Source organism: Rhodococcus rhodochrous (assembly GCF_900187265.1).
GTDB lineage: Bacteria > Actinomycetota > Actinomycetes > Mycobacteriales > Mycobacteriaceae > Rhodococcus > Rhodococcus rhodochrous.
The window spans coordinates 3,704,116-3,719,993 of record NZ_LT906450.1 but is presented as its reverse complement, the minus strand read 5'-3'; the positions used below and the strand labels follow the sequence as shown (position 1 = coordinate 3,719,993).

Here is a 15,878-nt window from a genome sequence, read left to right as displayed (position 1 = left end):
CCGCTTAGACTGTTCGGGTGTCGTCGCAAAGCCAGCAGTCCAGACCGGTCGTCGTCGTCGATTTCGGAGCTCAGTACGCGCAGCTGATCGCTCGGCGCGTTCGTGAGGCCAACGTCTACTCGGAGGTCGTGCCGCACACGGCCGGTGTCGAGGAGATCGCGGCGAAGAATCCGCGCGCAGTGGTGCTGTCCGGTGGCCCCGCCAGCGTGTACGAGGAGGGCGCACCGCGCCTCGATCCCTCGCTGTTCGATCTCGACGTCCCCGTCTTCGGTATCTGCTACGGCTTCCAGGCGATGGCGCAGGCGCTCGGCGGCACGGTCGCGCACACCGGCTCGCGCGAGTACGGCCGCACCGAGCTGTCGGTGTCCGGAGGTGTGTTGCACGACGGCCTGCCCGAGACGCAGCCCGTATGGATGAGCCACGGCGACGGTGTCACCGAGGCTCCCGAGGGCTTCGAGGTCACGGCCACCAGCGCCGGCGCCCCGGTCGCGGCGTTCGAGGACCGCGCCCGCCGCCTCGCCGGTGTCCAGTACCACCCCGAGGTTCTGCACTCGCCCCACGGCCAGCAGGTGCTGAGCCGGTTCCTGCACGACATCGCCGGGATCCCGGGCGACTGGACCGCAGCGAACATCGCCGACGCGCTCGTCGAGCAGGTTCGTGAGCAGATCGGCGACGGACGTGCGATCTGCGGCCTGTCCGGCGGTGTCGACTCCGCTGTGGCGGCCGCACTGGTGCAGCGCGCCATCGGCGACCGTCTGACCTGTGTGTTCGTCGACCACGGTCTCATGCGCGAGGGTGAACGGCAGCAGGTCGAGAAGGATTTCGTCGCCGCGACGGGTGCCCGCCTGATCACCGTCGACGCATCCGAGACCTTCCTGCGCGAGCTCGCCGGCGTCACCGACCCCGAGACCAAGCGCAAGATCATCGGCCGTGAATTCATCCGGTCCTTCGAGGGCGCGGTCTCCGAGGTGCTCGGCGAGGGCGCCGACAAGGGCGAGACCGTGAAGTTCCTCGTGCAGGGCACCCTGTACCCGGACGTCGTGGAGTCCGGCGGCGGCTCCGGCACCGCGAACATCAAGAGCCACCACAACGTCGGTGGACTTCCCGAGGACCTCGAGTTCGAGCTCGTCGAGCCGTTGCGACTGCTGTTCAAGGACGAGGTGCGCGCGGTCGGACGTCAGCTCGGCCTGCCCGAGGAGATTGTCGGCCGCCAGCCGTTCCCCGGCCCCGGCCTCGGCATCCGCATCATCGGTGAGGTCACCCGCGACCGCCTCGAGATCCTGCGCCGCGCCGACTCGATCGCCCGCGAGGAGCTCACCTCCGCCGGACTCGACGGACAGATCTGGCAGTGCCCGGTCGTGCTGCTCGCCGACGTCCGCAGCGTGGGTGTGCAGGGCGACGGCCGCACCTACGGTCACCCGATCGTGCTGCGCCCGGTCTCCAGCGAGGACGCGATGACCGCCGACTGGACGCGCCTGCCCTACGAGACCCTCGAGCGGATCTCCACCCGCATCACCAACGAGGTGGCGGAGGTCAACCGAGTGGTGCTCGACGTGACGAGCAAGCCCCCGGGAACGATCGAGTGGGAGTGATCCTCACTCGCGTGTGGCCGAGTGGGAGTGATCCCACTCGCGTGTGACTGCGTGGGAGTGATCCTCGCTCACCGGAGGCGGTGAGACGACGACGTCCCCCGGACCGATCAGGTCCGGGGGACGTCGTGTAGGTGGGTGGCTACCTCCGGCGGTTGGGGAGGAAGACCAGCACCGCTCCGATCAGCAGGGCCGCGCCCACCAGGACCCACCCGAGGTCGACGGCTGCGAGGAACTCGACGGAGAACGGTCCGATCATGGCCCATCCGCTCACGACCAGCGCTGCCAGTGCGGCCAGGAGGAGCAGGAGCGACGGTCCCTTGCGGGTGCGCTCGGCCCGATCCTCGGTGTGTGTTCCGGTTTCGTGATCAGCCACGACGCACCTCCAGAGATCCGAATTCCATGTTCGCGTTCAGGTTCAGAACCGGCCCGTCGTCGACTCCGTCGGCGCCGCCGTCGATGCCGGGGGCGGGGCATCCCCTGATCTCACCGGGGCCGACCGTGCAGTCGGCGCGGACGTCGAGGTTCTCCGGAAGCAGCACCTCGACGCTGCCGAAGCGGCCGTCGACCTGCACCGTCCGGTCCTCGGTGAGTTCGAGTCCCCGCAGGTCGAGGGTCATCGCCCCGAACTGGAAGCTGTACTCGGGCTCGAGCTGGTCGGCGCTGGTCGGAGCCCAGGTCCGGTTACCCCAGTTCGAGGTGTCGACCGGTCCGGCGATCGAGGCGAGGACGACGAATCCCAGCAGGGGACCGGTGACGACGAGCAGTCCGTGACCACGGTGCAGGAACGCGCCGATCAGCAGGCCCAGACCGATGACCGCGAGGGCCACGGCACCCACCCGGGCGGGGGTCACCCAGGCCAGGTCGGCGGCGGCGCCGAGCGCGCCGGTCACGGCAGCGGCGATCACGGCGAGGCCGAGAACCGTCGTGGTCAGGCGCGAGCGACGATTCGTGACGACCGCGGGTTCGTGTTTCGGCGCCGGCTCGGGCAGATCCCATGCGAACGGGGCGACCCCGAGGGGATCCCATGCCGGCGGTGCCGAACGGTGGGGCGTGAGCTCGTCGACACCCGGGAGCGGAACGTCGGTGTCCTTGCGTAGGTCGGGCATCGGGGACGTCTTCCTCTCCGTCGTATCGGTGGACGCTGTGGTTCCGGTGCCCGGAGCAGGGGCGTCGGTGCCTTGGGCGGGGGTGCCGGTGGCCGAGGCGTCGGTGATGTCCATGGCCTCCGTCGCGTCGGTGGCCTGCGCAGGCGGGGTCGCCTCCGCGCTCGGTGTCGCCGTGGCCGCCGGACCCGCGTGCATGTTCCATGCACCGGTGTGCGCGCCCCACGGGGAGCAGTACGAGTTCGTCACCGGAGGCTGAGGAAAGGCCCCCTGGGTGGGGAAGGACGTTCCCTCGGGCGCCGGCAGTACCGGCGGTTCGGGACGCCGCTGATAGAGCAGCCACCAGCCGCCGAGCAACAGGAGCGTTCCGATGAATCCCGAACCACCCGAACCCGCACCCACCGGTCCGATGGCGCCCGCCGCGATCGCCAGGGCCACGAGGATCACGACGACCTTGGTGGTCGAGTCCGAGCTCGGACCCCGCCCGACGAGCGATTCGAGCGAGGAGACCTGGTCGCCGTGACGGGGGAACATCAGCCAGGCAGCCAGGTAGAGGACGAGACCGCCACCGCCGAACAACGCCGACGCGACGAAGACGACACGGATCAGCACGGGATCGACGCCGTAGCGCACTCCGATACCCGAGCACACACCCGCGATGTGCCCCTCCTTCGGCAGACGCACGGGGCGGGTCCGCCACATGTCCGCCACCTGGTCCTGAAAGCTCCTCGTGTCCATGGCACCCATCCTGCTGGGCTTCTGCGCGCGGCACATCAGGGACCAACCCTGATTTCCGAGGGTCCGATCGGAACCCGGACATCAGGGTTCGTCCCCGATGCCGGGCCGGCGATCTCCGTGCCAGTATCGAGGTGTGCAACCGGTACCTGGATTACCCGTGACCGTTCCCCGCCTCGAACGGCGGGTGGGCGGTCGCATCGTGGGTGGTGTGGCCGGCGGTGTCGCCGATCATCTCGGCATCGACGCCACCAAGGTGCGGGTCGCGTTCACGGTGCTCGCCGCCCTCGGCGGCTTCGGGATCGCGGCCTACGGCCTGCTGTGGATGTTCGTGCCCCCCGGCTCCGACACCGATCGTCCCACCGGCCCCGAACGTCGCCGCGCCATCGGCCTCGCCTTCATGGGTATCGGCCTGGCGGTGGGCCTTTCGTGGCTGTTCAGCGGTGGTGCCGCAGGCGTGGTGCTGCCGATCGTCGTGGTGGTCGTCGGTGCGGCGCTCGTATGGCGCGAATTCGACGTCGAAGGTCCCCGATCGGTACTCGGCCTGCCCGCGCACCCGACGGTCCTCACGTGGGCCCGCGTACTCGGCGGCCTGACCCTCGTCGTCACCGGACTCGGGGTGATGGTCATCGCGCAGGTCGACGTCGCGGCGCTGCGGTCGTCGCTGGTCGCCGTGGTGGTCACGCTGGTCGGTGCGGTCCTGCTGTCGGTTCCGCTGTGGATCCGGATGTGGCGTGCCCTCGAAACCGAACGTGCCGCCCGGGTGCGCAACGAGGAGCGCGAGGAGATCGCGTCGCACCTGCACGACTCGGTGCTCCAGACCCTCGCGCTCATCCAGAAGCAGGCGGGCGACCAGCAGGAGGTCGTGCGGCTCGCGCGCAGCCAGGAACGCGAACTGCGCCGCTGGCTGTTCGGCGGGGACGAGACGCCGAGTACCTCTCTCGCCGAGACGCTGCGCACCATCGCCGGTGAGGTGGAGGACCAGTACGGCCTGTCCGTCCAACCCGTCATCGTCGGCGACGTCGCGCCGGACGACAGCGATCTGACCCCGGAGGCCGCGACCGCCGTGCTCGGCGCGACCCGCGAGGCACTCGTCAACGCCGCCAAGCACGCCGGGGTGGACAGCGTCGACCTCTTCGCGGAGGTGGAACCGCATCAGGTGAGCGTGTTCGTGCGCGATCGCGGCGTCGGATTCGATCCCGACGAGGTGCCGGCCGACCGGCAGGGGCTGGCCAAGTCCATCCGGGCGCGCATCGAACGTCGCGGCGGCCGGACGGTCGTGAAGTCGAGTCCCGGCAAGGGAACCGAGGTGCGCATCCATGTGCCGCGTGCCGGCCGGACGGATACCGAACGCGAACAGGACACCGAGTCGACCTTAGAGTGGGGGGTGAACGACCCCCACCCCGAGGAGCAGACACAGTGACTTCGATTCCGGCGACATCCTCCGATGCCACCGAGAACAACCGTCCCTATCGTGTCTTCCTGGTGGACGACCACGCGGTCTTCCGCTCCGGAGTGCGCACCGAACTGGGGCGCGAGGCCGACATGGAGATCGTCGGCGAGGCCGGAGGAGTCGCCGAGGCCGTCGCCGGGATCGAGGCGAGCAAACCGGATGTCGTGCTCCTCGACGTCCACATGCCCGACGGCGGCGGTGTCGCCGTCCTCCCACGGATCCCGGACGGCCCGGTCTGCCTTGCACTCAGCGTGTCCGACGCGGCCGAGGACGTCATCGCCGTCATCCGCGCGGGCGCCCGCGGGTACGTGACGAAGACGATCTCCGGCCCGGATCTGGCCGACGCCGTCCGGCGGGTCGCCGGGGGAGACGCCGTGTTCAGCCCGCGTCTGGCCGGTTTCGTGCTCGACTCGTTCACCGGCCGGTCGGCCGCACCTGAACCGCCCCTCGATCCCGAACTCGACTCGCTGACGCCGCGCGAACTCGAGGTGCTGCGTCTGCTCGCTCGCGGCTACACCTACCGCGAGATCGCCGAGGAACTCGTGATCTCGGTGAAGACCGTCGAGACGCACGCGTCGAACGTGCTGCGCAAGACACAGCAGTCGAACCGCAACGCGCTGACCCGGTGGGCGCACCGGCGCCGTATCGACTGAGGGTGGGGTCGGATCAGACGACCAGCGCGATGACGAGGGCGACGAGCAGCGCCACCAGGATCACCGCGACCATCGCCGCCATCGCCAGGGGCGCATAGGCGACGATGCGGTCCTGCGGGTTGTCGGGTACGGGACCCTTCGGCAGCAGTCGGTCGAGCAGATCCGCCGGGGCGAAACCCTTCGCCGACTTCCTCGGACCACCGGTGGACTGCGTCGCGGCACCGAGGGGGCGGTCGACGAAGGATCCACGGGGACGTGCGGGTTCGGCGAAGTGCGCGGAACGCTGCGCCCATGACGGGATCGTGCCGTCCTCGTTCTGGATGGGACGGCCGCGCAGGGCCGCCGCCGATCCGCCCGGTCCGAGGACCACGCGGGCGAGGAGATCGCGTGCCTGCGCCATCGTCGGGCGTCGCGCCGGATCGGGCTGGAGCATCTCGAGCAAGGGTTCGGTGAGCGGACCGGTGTGCGTGGGCATGATGATCTCCGCCCGGGCGACCCGGTGCAGCAATGCGATCGAGTCGGTCTCGAAACCGAAGGGCGGTTGCCCCTCGACCGCGGTGTAGAGGGTCGCGCCCAGCGAGAAGACGTCGCTGGCCTCGGTGGGGTCGTTGCCGCGCGCGACCTCGGGTGCGAAATAGGCGGGGGTGCCGATGATCACGCCGTCGGGGTCGTTGTCGCCCTTCGCGCGGGCGATGCCGAAGTCGCTGATCTTCACGATGCCGGCGTCGCGGCCGCGCTCGGCGATGAGGATGTTGCCGGGCTTGACGTCGCGGTGGACGATGCCGGCGGCGTGCGCGGCAGCCAGGGCGTCGGCGACGTTCGCGCCGATCTGCGCCACCACGTACGGCGGGAGGGTGTCGACGACGTTCATCACCTGCGCCAGGCTGCGGGACGGCAGGTGTTCCATGACGAGCCACGGTTCGCCGTAGTGCAGTGCCATGTCGTACATCGAGATGGCGTGCTCGTGGGCGAGTTGGGCGGCGGCCCGGCCCTCGCGAAGCGCTCGGCGGCGCAGATCCTCGGCCTCGTCGGGATCGAGGTCTGCGGTGGAGATCACCTGCTTGACGGCGACGTCGCGGCCCAGACGGTTGTCGCGGGCGAGCCAGACGGCACCCATGCCGCCACCGCCGAGCTTGGAGTCGAGCCGATATCGACCGGCCACCAAGTGATCCGGCCCTACGGCCCGTCCTGCCCACGCCTGCTCCGCCACTCGATCGAGAGTAGTCGATCGGAGGTGTCCGGCCCGGCCGAAAAACGTGTGAGCTGCACTGTAGTCACCGGCGGGGGCGGTGCTTCCGGCTTGACGGGAAGGATTCGGGTCGGTTCTACTTGATGAAGATCGAAAGTATGTTCGAATAGAGTGCGAGCCGGGCCACGACTTCCCCGTGGTCGGCCGGTCGTGTGTGTCAGGCGGCAGGCGGATGACAGGGGTGACAGTGGGCGAGGTGGCCGAATTTCCGGTGGACGACGAGGAAGCGGGTCGTGCGGAGCGGATCGAGGCACTGCGGCGTCGGATCGCGGCCGTGCCGGCACGCGGTGAGGTCCAGTCCGTCGCGCGAGGCCGGGTCGAGGCCGCCTCCGACCGCATCCTGCCCGTCCCGACTCCGCTCGCGGAACTGTTGCCGCAGGGCGGACTGGTACGCGGCAGCGTCGTCTCGGTGTCCGGAGCCACCTCGCTTCTCCTCGGGATGCTCGCGTCCGTGACGGCCTCCGGCGGGTACGCCGCCGTGATCGGTCAGCGCCGGCTGGGTCTGCTCGCCGCCGCCGAAATGGGCGCCCGTCTGCACCGGCTGGCCGTGATCCCCGATCCCGGACCGGATCCCGTGGAGATCGCCGCGGTGCTGCTCGACGGGATCGACCTGGTGGTGCTGGGACTCGGTGGAGCATCGGTGCCCCCGTCCCGCGCTCGTGCGGTCGCCGCCCGGGCGCGGAGCAAGCAGTCGGTCCTCGTGGTCACGGACGGTCGCTGGGAAGGTGCCCACGTGCGGCTGGAGGCGCGGGTCGACGGGTATCGGGGTGTGGACGGTCCCGGCCGGGATCGCCTGTGCGCGACCCGCCTGTCGGTCCGAGCGCACGGGCGGGCATTCCCTCCGCGCGCCACCCGCGTGGAGGTGTGCGCCGACCGCAGTGCCGTCGAATGGGCGAGTGAAGAGCGGAATCGGCTGGAGGACGGGCGTTTCCGTAAGGCGGTCCGGTGAACGACTCGTCCTCTCTGCGGGCACCCGCGCGGGTCGTGGCCCTCTGGTGCCCCGACTGGCCCGCCGTCGCCGTCGCCGCCGCCGCGGAGCTGCCCGCGATCGTCCCGGTGGCGGTGGTCTCGGCGAATCGTGTCGTCGCCTGCTCGGCCTCGGCGCGGGCCGCGGGTGTCCGGCGCGGCCTGAGGCGACGGGAGGCGCAGGCACGCTGCCCGGAACTGCATGTGGCCCGCTCGGATCCCGACCTGGAAGCGCGGACGTTCGAGGCGGTGGTGGCCGCGATCGATGCGGTGGCCCCGGGCGTGGAGGTGCTGCGCCCGGGTCTGGTGGTCCTCGCCGCGCGCGGTGTGGTCCGGTGGTTCGGTTCGGAGGAGGCCGCCGCGGAGGCCCTGATCGACGCGGTCGCGGCGACCGGCGTGGAATGCCAGGTCGGTGTCGCCGACGAGTTGTCCACCGCGGTCCTCGCCGCGCGACGGAACGCGCTGGTCCCGACAGGGAGGTGTGCCGAGTTCCTGGCGCCGTTGCCGGTCTCGTATCTCGCGGTGGAACCGGCGTTGGCGGCTCCTCGGCGGGCCGACACGGTGGATCTGTTGCGTCGTCTCGGTATCCGCACCATCGGAGCGTTCGCCGCGTTGTCCCCGATCGATGTGGCGTCACGCTTCGACGCGGACGTCGTCGCTGCGCACCGGAGCGCGCGGGGACTGCCGGAACGTCCCCCGTCGGGACGGCCGATCCCTCCGGACCTGACGGTCGAGCAACCCTGCGACCCGCCGGTGGAGCGGGTCGACGCTGCGGCCTTCGCCGGTCGCGCACTGGCCGAACTGCTCCACACCCGGCTCGCGGCAGCGGGAGTCGCCTGCACGCGACTGCTCGTGACGGCACGCACCGGGGCAGGGGAGGAACTCGCGCGCACCTGGCGCTGCGCCGAACCGCTCACCCCCGAGGGCACGGCCGATCGTGTGCGATGGCAGCTCGACGGATGGCTCACCGGCCGCAACACGAACCGGCCCACGGCGGGAATCGTGCTGCTACGTCTCGAACCGGTCGAGGTCGTGGCCGCCGGCGCGCTGCAGCTCGGGCTCTGGGGCGGTGTCGGCGACGAGGACGAACGCGCACGTCGGGCGCTCGTCCGGGTGCAGGGCCTGCTCGGTGGGGACGCCGTCCGGATCGGAGTGCTCGGCGGCGGCCGGGGACCCACCGAACGGATCGTCCTCGTGCCCGTCGGCGACGAGGCGATACCGCACTCAGACCCGGACGCACCGTGGCCGGGCCGGCTCCCGCCCCCGGCTCCCGCGCTGGTGTTGCACACACCTCCCGCGATCCGACTGGACGACGACGTGGGGAATCCGGTCTCGGTGACCGAGCGCGGACTGCTCAGCGGGTCGCCTGCTCGGCTGCGATGGGGAAGTCGCAGCTGGACGGTGATCGGATGGGCCGGTCCGTGGCCGGTGGACGAGTACTGGTGGGATCCGGCCGCAGCCCGGTGCGCCGCCCGTCTGCAGGTGCTGCTCGAGGAATCACGGGCCTTGCTGGTGTTCTTCGGCGCCGACGGCTGGCGGGTGGAGGGCGTCTACGACTGAGTAGGCTCGGACATCATGAGATCTCCGGTCCTCACCGTCGCGCCGAACGGGGTCGCCCTGGCGTATCGCGAATACGCTGCGTCCCGCGAATCCGCGGGGTCCGCCGCCCGTTCCGTGCCCGTACTGCTGGTGCACGGGATGGGTGGTGACGGGCGCACATGGACCCGGTTCGCCGGAAACCTGGTGAAGGCGGGCCGACGGGTGATCACCATCGACCTGCGCGGGCACGGACGCAGCGGCCGGGCCCCCTCGTACCGTTTCGACGAGTTCGCCGCCGACATCGCCGGCCTGTGCGCCCACCTCGGTGTCGAGGCCGTCGACCTCGTCGGACACTCGCTCGGCGGTCATGTGGGATCGCTGGTCGCGCAACAGAATCCCGGCCTCGTCCGGCGGCTCGTCCTCGAGGAGACACCCCTGCCGCTGCGGGAGGGGGATCCGGTTCCGGAGGTGCCGGCCCACCGTCCGACTCCCGCGGAGTTGTGGCACGCCGCGACCAGCATGGCGCTCAACCCGCGCGCGGTCACCGCCTTCGACCGCTCGATGACGCCGTCCGTCGTCGCCCAGTTCCACACACCGAATCCGGTGTGGTGGCAGCATCTTCCGTCCCTCGACGCCCCGACCCTGCTGTTGCGCGGAGTGCGGCGCGGCAGCATGGTCGACCCGCGCCTGCTGACGGCGGCAGTCGACGCGCTGCCTTCGGCCTCCGTGCGGGAGATCGGCTGCGGGCACAGCATCCACCGTGACCGTGCCCGCGATTTCGCAGCGGCCGTCGTCCCGTTCCTCACGGATCGAACGGTTGCCTAGACTGGACGATCGTGCGCATCGCGACCTTCAACATCAACGGAATCCGCGCCGCACAGCGACGCGGATTCGAGGACTGGCTGCGTGAGCGCAACCCCGACGTGGTGGCCCTGCAGGAGGTACGCGCCCCGGCGGCCGCGATCCCGCAGGGAGTCTTCGGCAAGTACCACCTCGCCTACGAGGAGGGCACCCTTCCCGGCCGGAACGGCGTCGGGATCCTGACCCTGCACGAACCCGCCGCCGTGCGCACCTGGAGCGGTACCGCACTGCTGCGACTTCCCGGTGAGGAACACGTCGACCGGATCGGGTTCGATCGGGGGCCGCTGGCACGCGGACTGTCCGAATTCGCCCAGGAGGGGCGGTACGTCGAGGTGGATCTCGCCGATGCCCCGATCACCGTGGCGTCGCTGTACCTGCCGAAGGGCGGGCTCCCGGCGCACCTCCAGAAGCCCGGGCGCATGCGCGACGAACCGGACGGTGGGGTGCGCTACCAGCGCAAGATGCGGTTCCTGTCCGCCTTCGCCCGGCAGTTGACCCGCAGCCGGCTCGCGGCGCGCGCCCAGGGGCGGGAGTTCCTGATCATGGGTGATTTCAACGTCGCCCACACGCGCTACGACGTGCGCAACTGGCGGCGTCGCGGGCAGGCCGAGGGTTTCCTGCCCGAGGAACGCGCCTGGTTCGATTCGCTACTGTCGCCGCGCACGCTCGTCGACGTCGTCCGCCGGCATCATCCCGAGGTCGACGGTCCCTACTCGTGGTGGTCGTGGCTGGGGGAGTCGTTCGCCTCCGATTCCGGGTGGCGGATCGACTACCACCTCGCCACGCCGCGACTGGCCCGGACCGCGATCTCCGCAGGGACCGACCGCGATCCGGCGCCGGACCGGAGGATCAGCGATCACGCGCCGGTCGTCGTGGACTACGACATCTGAACCACTGAACGACCGACCACCGGCGTGGGCCGAGGCTCAGTCCATGGTGAGGATCTGACGGAGGGCGGTTCCGTCGGCCAGTGCGTCCATCGCCTCGTTGATTCGGCCCAGCGGCAGACGGTCGGTGACGAGCCGCTCGACCGGCAGTCGCCCCTCGCGCCACATGTCCACGAACCGGGGGATGTCGCGGGCCGGGACGGCGGATCCGAGGTAGCTGCCGACGAGTGAGCGGCCCTCGCCCACGAGAGCGGTGGGTGAGATCTCGAGTCGGGCGTCGGGGGCGGGCAGTCCGACGGTGATCGTGGTGCCACCCGGCCCGGTGAGCGCGACCGCCGTGGCGAGCGCGGGCACGCTCCCCGCGGCCTCGATGACCAGCCGCGCCTTCACACCCTGCTCGACGGCCTCGTCCGGTGAGAGGACGCGTTCGGCTCCCAGCGAGCGGGCCGTATCGCGCTTGTCCGGGGAGGTGTCTACGGCGATCACGGTGACGTCGTCGTGGGCCAGCGCCACGAGCAGTGCGGCCATGCCCACTCCGCCGAGACCGACGACGACCAGCGTGTCTCCGGCCTGAGGACGAGCAGCATTGACGACCGCACCGCCACCGGTCAGCACGGCACAGCCCATCAGCGCGGCGACCTCGGCGGGGACGTCGTCGCCGACACCGACGAGCGACCGCGTGTCGACGACGGCGTGGGTCGCGAAGGCCGATGCTCCCAGGTGGTGATGGAGGTCGTTCCCGTCGCGGTGCAGCCGCCGGGCACCCGACAGCAGGGTTCCCGCAGCGTTCGCGGCCGATCCCGGGATACAGGGGCGGATGCCGTTGCTCGCGCAACCCTCGCACTCGCCGCAGCGGGGCATGAAGGTCATGACGACCCGCTCGCCGACGGAGAACCCGGTGCTGTCGTCGCCGAGTTCGACGATGCGTCCGGCCGCTTCGTGCCCGAGGAGCATGGGCACCGGGCGGGGCCGGTTGCCGTCGACCACGGACAGATCGGAGTGGCACACACCGGCGCATTCGATCTCGACCAGCGCCTCACCCGGTCCCGGTGGGTCGAGTTCGAGAAGGTCCACGCTGAGCGGGGTGGACTCCTCGTACCGCCGTCGACGTCCGATCTCCTCCAGGACTGCTCCGGTGATCTGCACGGGTCTCCCTTCCGTAGGGTCGCGGGTTCATCTACCCCTAGCATCACGAGCATGACACTCACCCGGGCCGACCGCTTCCTCATCGGTGCTACCGCAGTCTTCCTCGTGTCCCAGGCGAACATCGGTCGGGTTCTCGGCTCCACGGCCCCGACGGTGGGCACCCTCCAGACCACCTTCTCGGCCGCGAAGTACCGGAAGATCCTCGACAATCTCGGTCCCGAGGAGATCGAGCGCTACCGGCAGCACTACTACTGGGACATGGTCCATCCGGCGACCTTCGCGATCGCGTTGCGGGCCGGTGCACGATCGCTCGACGAACACCGCCCGCTGTCGTCGGGCACGCGTCGGATCCTGATGGCGGCGCCCGTCGTTGCCGCAGCGGGGGACTACGTCGAGAACGTCGTCGGCCTGTACCTGCTGGATCACCGCACCCGGATCGACGATCGGACGGTCCGGGCCGCCTCGACCGTCAGCGTCACCAAGTGGGTGCTGGCGCTGGGCAGTTTCGCGTACCTGTCGCAGGGATTCCTGCGGATGTGGGGCGGTGCGGCACGGCGGCTTCTTCGCCGCGGCTGACCGGTCACCGCGGGGTGCCGGGCCGTCACCAGGGTGTCCGGGCCACAATGTCCGCGTGACCACCATTGCCGCTCCCACCTGTTCCGCACTGTCCGCGCTCGACGAGCCGCTGCCCGGTACGGCGGCCACCGCGCCCGGTTACGTGTGCCTCGAGGTGCCGACGGGTTGGGGACGCGACGTGCTCGACGGCACCGCCCTCGGCGCCGAGTTGTCGGACGAGCTGTCCGCTCGGGCGAAGGCCGCGGACGTGCGGATCCTGTTCATCCGGAGACCCGGCCGCGACGTGGTGCGGGAGACCCGGACCGTCCTGCTGGCCCGCACCGAACCGGGGAACACCTGGTGCGAGCGGCTCGAGATCACCGAGCCGGCGGAACTGCTTGACATCGTCCCGCGCGTGGTCGCGGGCCCCGCCCCCGGTATCGGTGCCGCCGTGCAGGACCCGATCGCCCTGGTGTGTGCCCACGGCAAACGGGACCGGTGCTGCGCTGTGCTGGGGCGTCCGATCGCGGCGGCTCTGACCGCCGAGTTCGGGCAGGACGTGTGGGAGTGCTCGCACACCGGCGGACACCGTTTCGCGCCGTCGATGATCACGCTGCCGACCGGATACACCTATGGACGGCTCGACGAGGACGACAGCCTCGCCACGGTCCGCGACGCCCGGAACGGGCACATCCATGCGGGTGGCCTGCGCGGGCGCAGTACCTGGGGTGCGGCCGGGCAGGCCGCCGAGATCGCGGTGCGCGAGGCGATCGACGAGTTCGCGGTCGACGCCGTGACGGTCGAGGACGGGGACGAGCCGATCGTGCGTCATCGCGACGGCCGCGCATGGCGGGTCGGGGTGGAAACCTCGGAACTACCGGCTCGGCCGGCGAGCTGCGGTGCCGCGGCCAAGCCTGCACGCCCCGTCGTCGCGACGACGATCACGCCGCTGTAGCGACGTCCCGAACACCTGCCCTGCGGTCTAATGACCGAGGCCGACCTTCGCGTGCACGCGCTTCATCCATGCCGGTGCCCACCAGTTGGCCTCGCCCATGAGCTTGACCAGCGACGGTACGAGCAGCATGCGCACGATCGTCGCGTCGATGATGAGCGCGACGATCATGCCGACACCGAGGAAACGCATGATCGACAGGCCGGAGACGGTGAAGGCCCCGGTGACCACGATCAGCAACAGTGCGGCGGCGGTGACGACACGCCCGGTGCGGGAGATGCCGTACTCGACGGCCTCGACGGTCGTCGCCCCGGCCGCGCGGGCCTCCATCATGCGCGACATGAGGAACACCTCGTAGTCGGTCGACAGGCCGAACACCACGGCGAGGATGAGGACGACGAAGGTCGGCTCCATCGCCGCGGGCACGACGTGCAGCCACGAGGCGCCGTGTCCCAGCTGGAACACCCAGGTCAGCACACCGAAGGTCGCGGCGAGGCTCAGTGCCGCCATGAGCACCGCCTTGATCGGCAGTGCTACCGACCCGAATGCCAGGAACAGCAGCACCAGGGTCGAGAGCACCATGATGGTGATCATCCAGGGAAGCGAATCCGAGACGGCCTGGTTGGCGTCGTCGACGAGGGCCCGGCCACCACCGACGAGCAGGTCGGTGCCGTCCGGCACGTCCAGGGCGCGCAGCTCGCCGGTGATCTCGCTCGCCCGTGTGGTGCCGTCCACGCCCTGCGCGTAGAGGCCCTGCAGGACCACGACGTCGGACTCCTGCCCGACGATGACGGTCTGGGAGATGCCGTCGACCTTGGCGACCTCGGTGGACACCGTGCGCACGGCAGCGCTGTCCGGCGCCTGCCCGTTCTCGCCGCGCAGGACGAGCGTGGCGCCGTTGCCGGTGCTCGGGAACTCGTCGAGCAGGGTCTGGGTGGCCGCGCGGGCCTGGCTGTCCTCGGGCAGCGCGGTGTATTCGATCTCCCCGAACCGTGCCTCCACCACGGGCGACGCGAGCACGAGCAGACCGCCGGTGATCACCACGGCGATCAGGGCGGGACGGCGCACGACCTTGCGGACGACCCCACCCCAGAAGCGGCGTGCCCGCGCTTCGGCGCGGGTGGAGGTCTCACGGTCCCAGGTCCACGCGTTGATGCGGTGGCCGAGCATCGTCAGCAGCGCGGGAACTGCAGTCAGCGACAGGACGGCGGCACCGAGGACGGCGGCCATGGCACCGAGGCCCAGCGACCGCAGCACGGTCTGCGGGAAGACGAGCATGCCCGCGAACGCGCAGATCAGCAGGGCAGCGGAGAACATCACGGTGTGACCGGCGGTGGACATCGTCCGCTTGACCGCCGACGTGACGTCCGAACCGGCGGCGAGTTCCTCGCGGTAGCGGCTGACGATGAACAGGCCGTAGTCGATCGCCAGACCCAGACCGATCAGCGACGTGATGTTCAGTGCGTACGACGACACCTCGGTGAAGTTCGACAGCAGACGCAGGGTGGCGAGGGACGAGAAGATCGCGAGCACACCCACGAAGACCGGGACCGCAGCGGCGATCACGCCGCCGAAGATGAACACCAGCAGCACCAGCGTGATGGGCACCGCGATGAGCTCGGAGCGGATGAGGTCGCTCTCCAGGGTGTCGGTGAATTCGATCGCGACCACGGTGTTGCCGGCGAACTGTGATTCCACACCGGGTACCTCGAGCAGCTCGAGGGCATCGGGGAAGTTCGCGGCGGTGAGTCCGGAATTCGCGCCGAGCGTGATCGAGGCTGCCACGCTGCGCTGGTCGGTCGCCAGCAGCAGCTGGTTCATCGGCGGGGGAGCGGTCCAGTAGGTCTGGATCGACTCGGCGGGGACGGCGTCCTGGAACTCGGCGAGGGTTCTCTCGATGTCGGGACGGATGTCGTCGATCGTGCGTCCCTCGGGTGCGGCGTAGAGCGCGATGATGTCCGCGGCCTGCGACCCGAAGTTCTCGTAGATGATCTGCTCGACCTCGACGGCCTCGCTGTTCGGGTCGTAGTAGCCCGTGCCGGTCAGCTTGCCGAAGATCCCGACGCCCCAGGCGCCGGCGAAGAGCACGACGAGCAGCACGATCGCCAGTACCCATCGGCTCCTGGTGACGACGATCTCGGCCCAGCGACTCATGCCCACTCCCGGTTCCGCTGACGATTGTGACGA

The 15,878-nt window shown here is 70.4% G+C and carries 14 protein-coding genes; 9 read left to right on the top strand and 5 right to left on the bottom strand.

The features are described from left to right. The first annotated feature begins 17 nt into the window (after positions 1-17). Positions 18-1,592, top strand: a complete 1,575-nt coding sequence (guaA, locus tag CKW34_RS17110; protein WP_059382357.1) for a glutamine-hydrolyzing GMP synthase — start codon at positions 18-20, stop codon at positions 1,590-1,592. 139 nt (positions 1,593-1,731) lie between these two features. On the opposite strand, the gene CKW34_RS17105 is transcribed toward guaA, so the two are convergent. Next, complete coding sequence (locus CKW34_RS17105; protein WP_059382356.1) at positions 1,732-1,965, bottom strand: hypothetical protein; 234 nt, start codon at positions 1,963-1,965, stop codon at positions 1,732-1,734. Beyond that, positions 1,958-3,433: a PspC domain-containing protein gene (locus CKW34_RS17100; RefSeq protein WP_059382401.1), complete on the bottom strand. Its 1,476-nt coding sequence runs from the start codon at positions 3,431-3,433 to the stop codon at positions 1,958-1,960. The genes CKW34_RS17105 and CKW34_RS17100 overlap by 8 nt, the downstream gene beginning before the upstream one ends. Before the next feature lie 97 nt (positions 3,434-3,530). On the opposite strand from CKW34_RS17100, the gene CKW34_RS17095 reads away from it, so the two are divergent. Next, on the top strand, positions 3,531-4,853 hold the full coding sequence (locus tag CKW34_RS17095) for an ATP-binding protein (RefSeq protein WP_228525701.1): 1,323 nt from the start codon (positions 3,531-3,533) through the stop codon (positions 4,851-4,853). Then, positions 4,850-5,536, top strand: coding sequence for a response regulator (locus CKW34_RS17090; RefSeq protein ID WP_059382354.1), 687 nt, complete (start codon positions 4,850-4,852; stop codon positions 5,534-5,536). The genes CKW34_RS17095 and CKW34_RS17090 overlap by 4 nt, the downstream gene beginning before the upstream one ends. A 13-nt stretch (positions 5,537-5,549) precedes the next feature. Here the strand turns inward: CKW34_RS17090 and CKW34_RS17085 are convergent, their stop codons facing one another. Then, entirely contained in the window at positions 5,550-6,698 is a 1,149-nt protein-coding gene (locus tag CKW34_RS17085; RefSeq protein ID WP_080968245.1) for a serine/threonine-protein kinase, read from the bottom strand. Between the two features lie 274 nt (positions 6,699-6,972). Between CKW34_RS17085 and CKW34_RS17080 the strand changes: the two genes are divergently transcribed. From CKW34_RS17080 to CKW34_RS17065, 4 genes are read left to right on the top strand one after another with little or no spacing between them, the layout of a single operon-like run. Beyond that, positions 6,973-7,734 (top strand): hypothetical protein, encoded by a 762-nt coding sequence (locus tag CKW34_RS17080; protein ID WP_059382352.1) that lies wholly within the window; start codon positions 6,973-6,975, stop codon positions 7,732-7,734. Continuing rightward, on the top strand, positions 7,731-9,311 hold the full coding sequence (locus CKW34_RS17075) for a DNA polymerase Y family protein (protein WP_059382351.1): 1,581 nt from the start codon (positions 7,731-7,733) through the stop codon (positions 9,309-9,311). The genes CKW34_RS17080 and CKW34_RS17075 overlap by 4 nt, the downstream gene beginning before the upstream one ends. Positions 9,312-9,326: 15 nt before the next feature. Further along, positions 9,327-10,115, top strand: coding sequence for an alpha/beta fold hydrolase (locus CKW34_RS17070; RefSeq protein WP_059382350.1), 789 nt, complete (start codon positions 9,327-9,329; stop codon positions 10,113-10,115). 11 nt (positions 10,116-10,126) lie between these two features. Beyond that, complete coding sequence (locus tag CKW34_RS17065) at positions 10,127-11,041, top strand: exodeoxyribonuclease III (RefSeq protein WP_059382349.1); 915 nt, start codon at positions 10,127-10,129, stop codon at positions 11,039-11,041. A gap of 36 nt (positions 11,042-11,077) precedes the next feature. Here CKW34_RS17065 and CKW34_RS17060 read toward each other — a convergent pair whose 3' ends face one another. Further along, a complete protein-coding gene (locus CKW34_RS17060) occupies positions 11,078-12,184 on the bottom strand; it encodes an alcohol dehydrogenase catalytic domain-containing protein (protein ID WP_059382348.1) in 1,107 nt (368 codons plus the stop codon). Positions 12,185-12,235: 51 nt separating this feature from the next. Between CKW34_RS17060 and CKW34_RS17055 the strand changes: the two genes are divergently transcribed. Further along, the gene (locus CKW34_RS17055; RefSeq protein WP_059382347.1) at positions 12,236-12,760 is read left to right on the top strand and encodes a hypothetical protein; all 525 of its coding nucleotides are present in this window, start codon (positions 12,236-12,238) and stop codon (positions 12,758-12,760) included. 55 nt (positions 12,761-12,815) lie between these two features. Continuing rightward, on the top strand, positions 12,816-13,694 hold the full coding sequence (locus CKW34_RS17050) for a sucrase ferredoxin (RefSeq protein ID WP_059382346.1): 879 nt from the start codon (positions 12,816-12,818) through the stop codon (positions 13,692-13,694). 27 nt (positions 13,695-13,721) lie between these two features. Here CKW34_RS17050 and CKW34_RS17045 read toward each other — a convergent pair whose 3' ends face one another. Further along, positions 13,722-15,845, bottom strand: coding sequence for an MMPL family transporter (locus tag CKW34_RS17045; protein WP_059382345.1), 2,124 nt, complete (start codon positions 15,843-15,845; stop codon positions 13,722-13,724). Between the last annotated feature and the right edge of the window lie 33 nt (positions 15,846-15,878).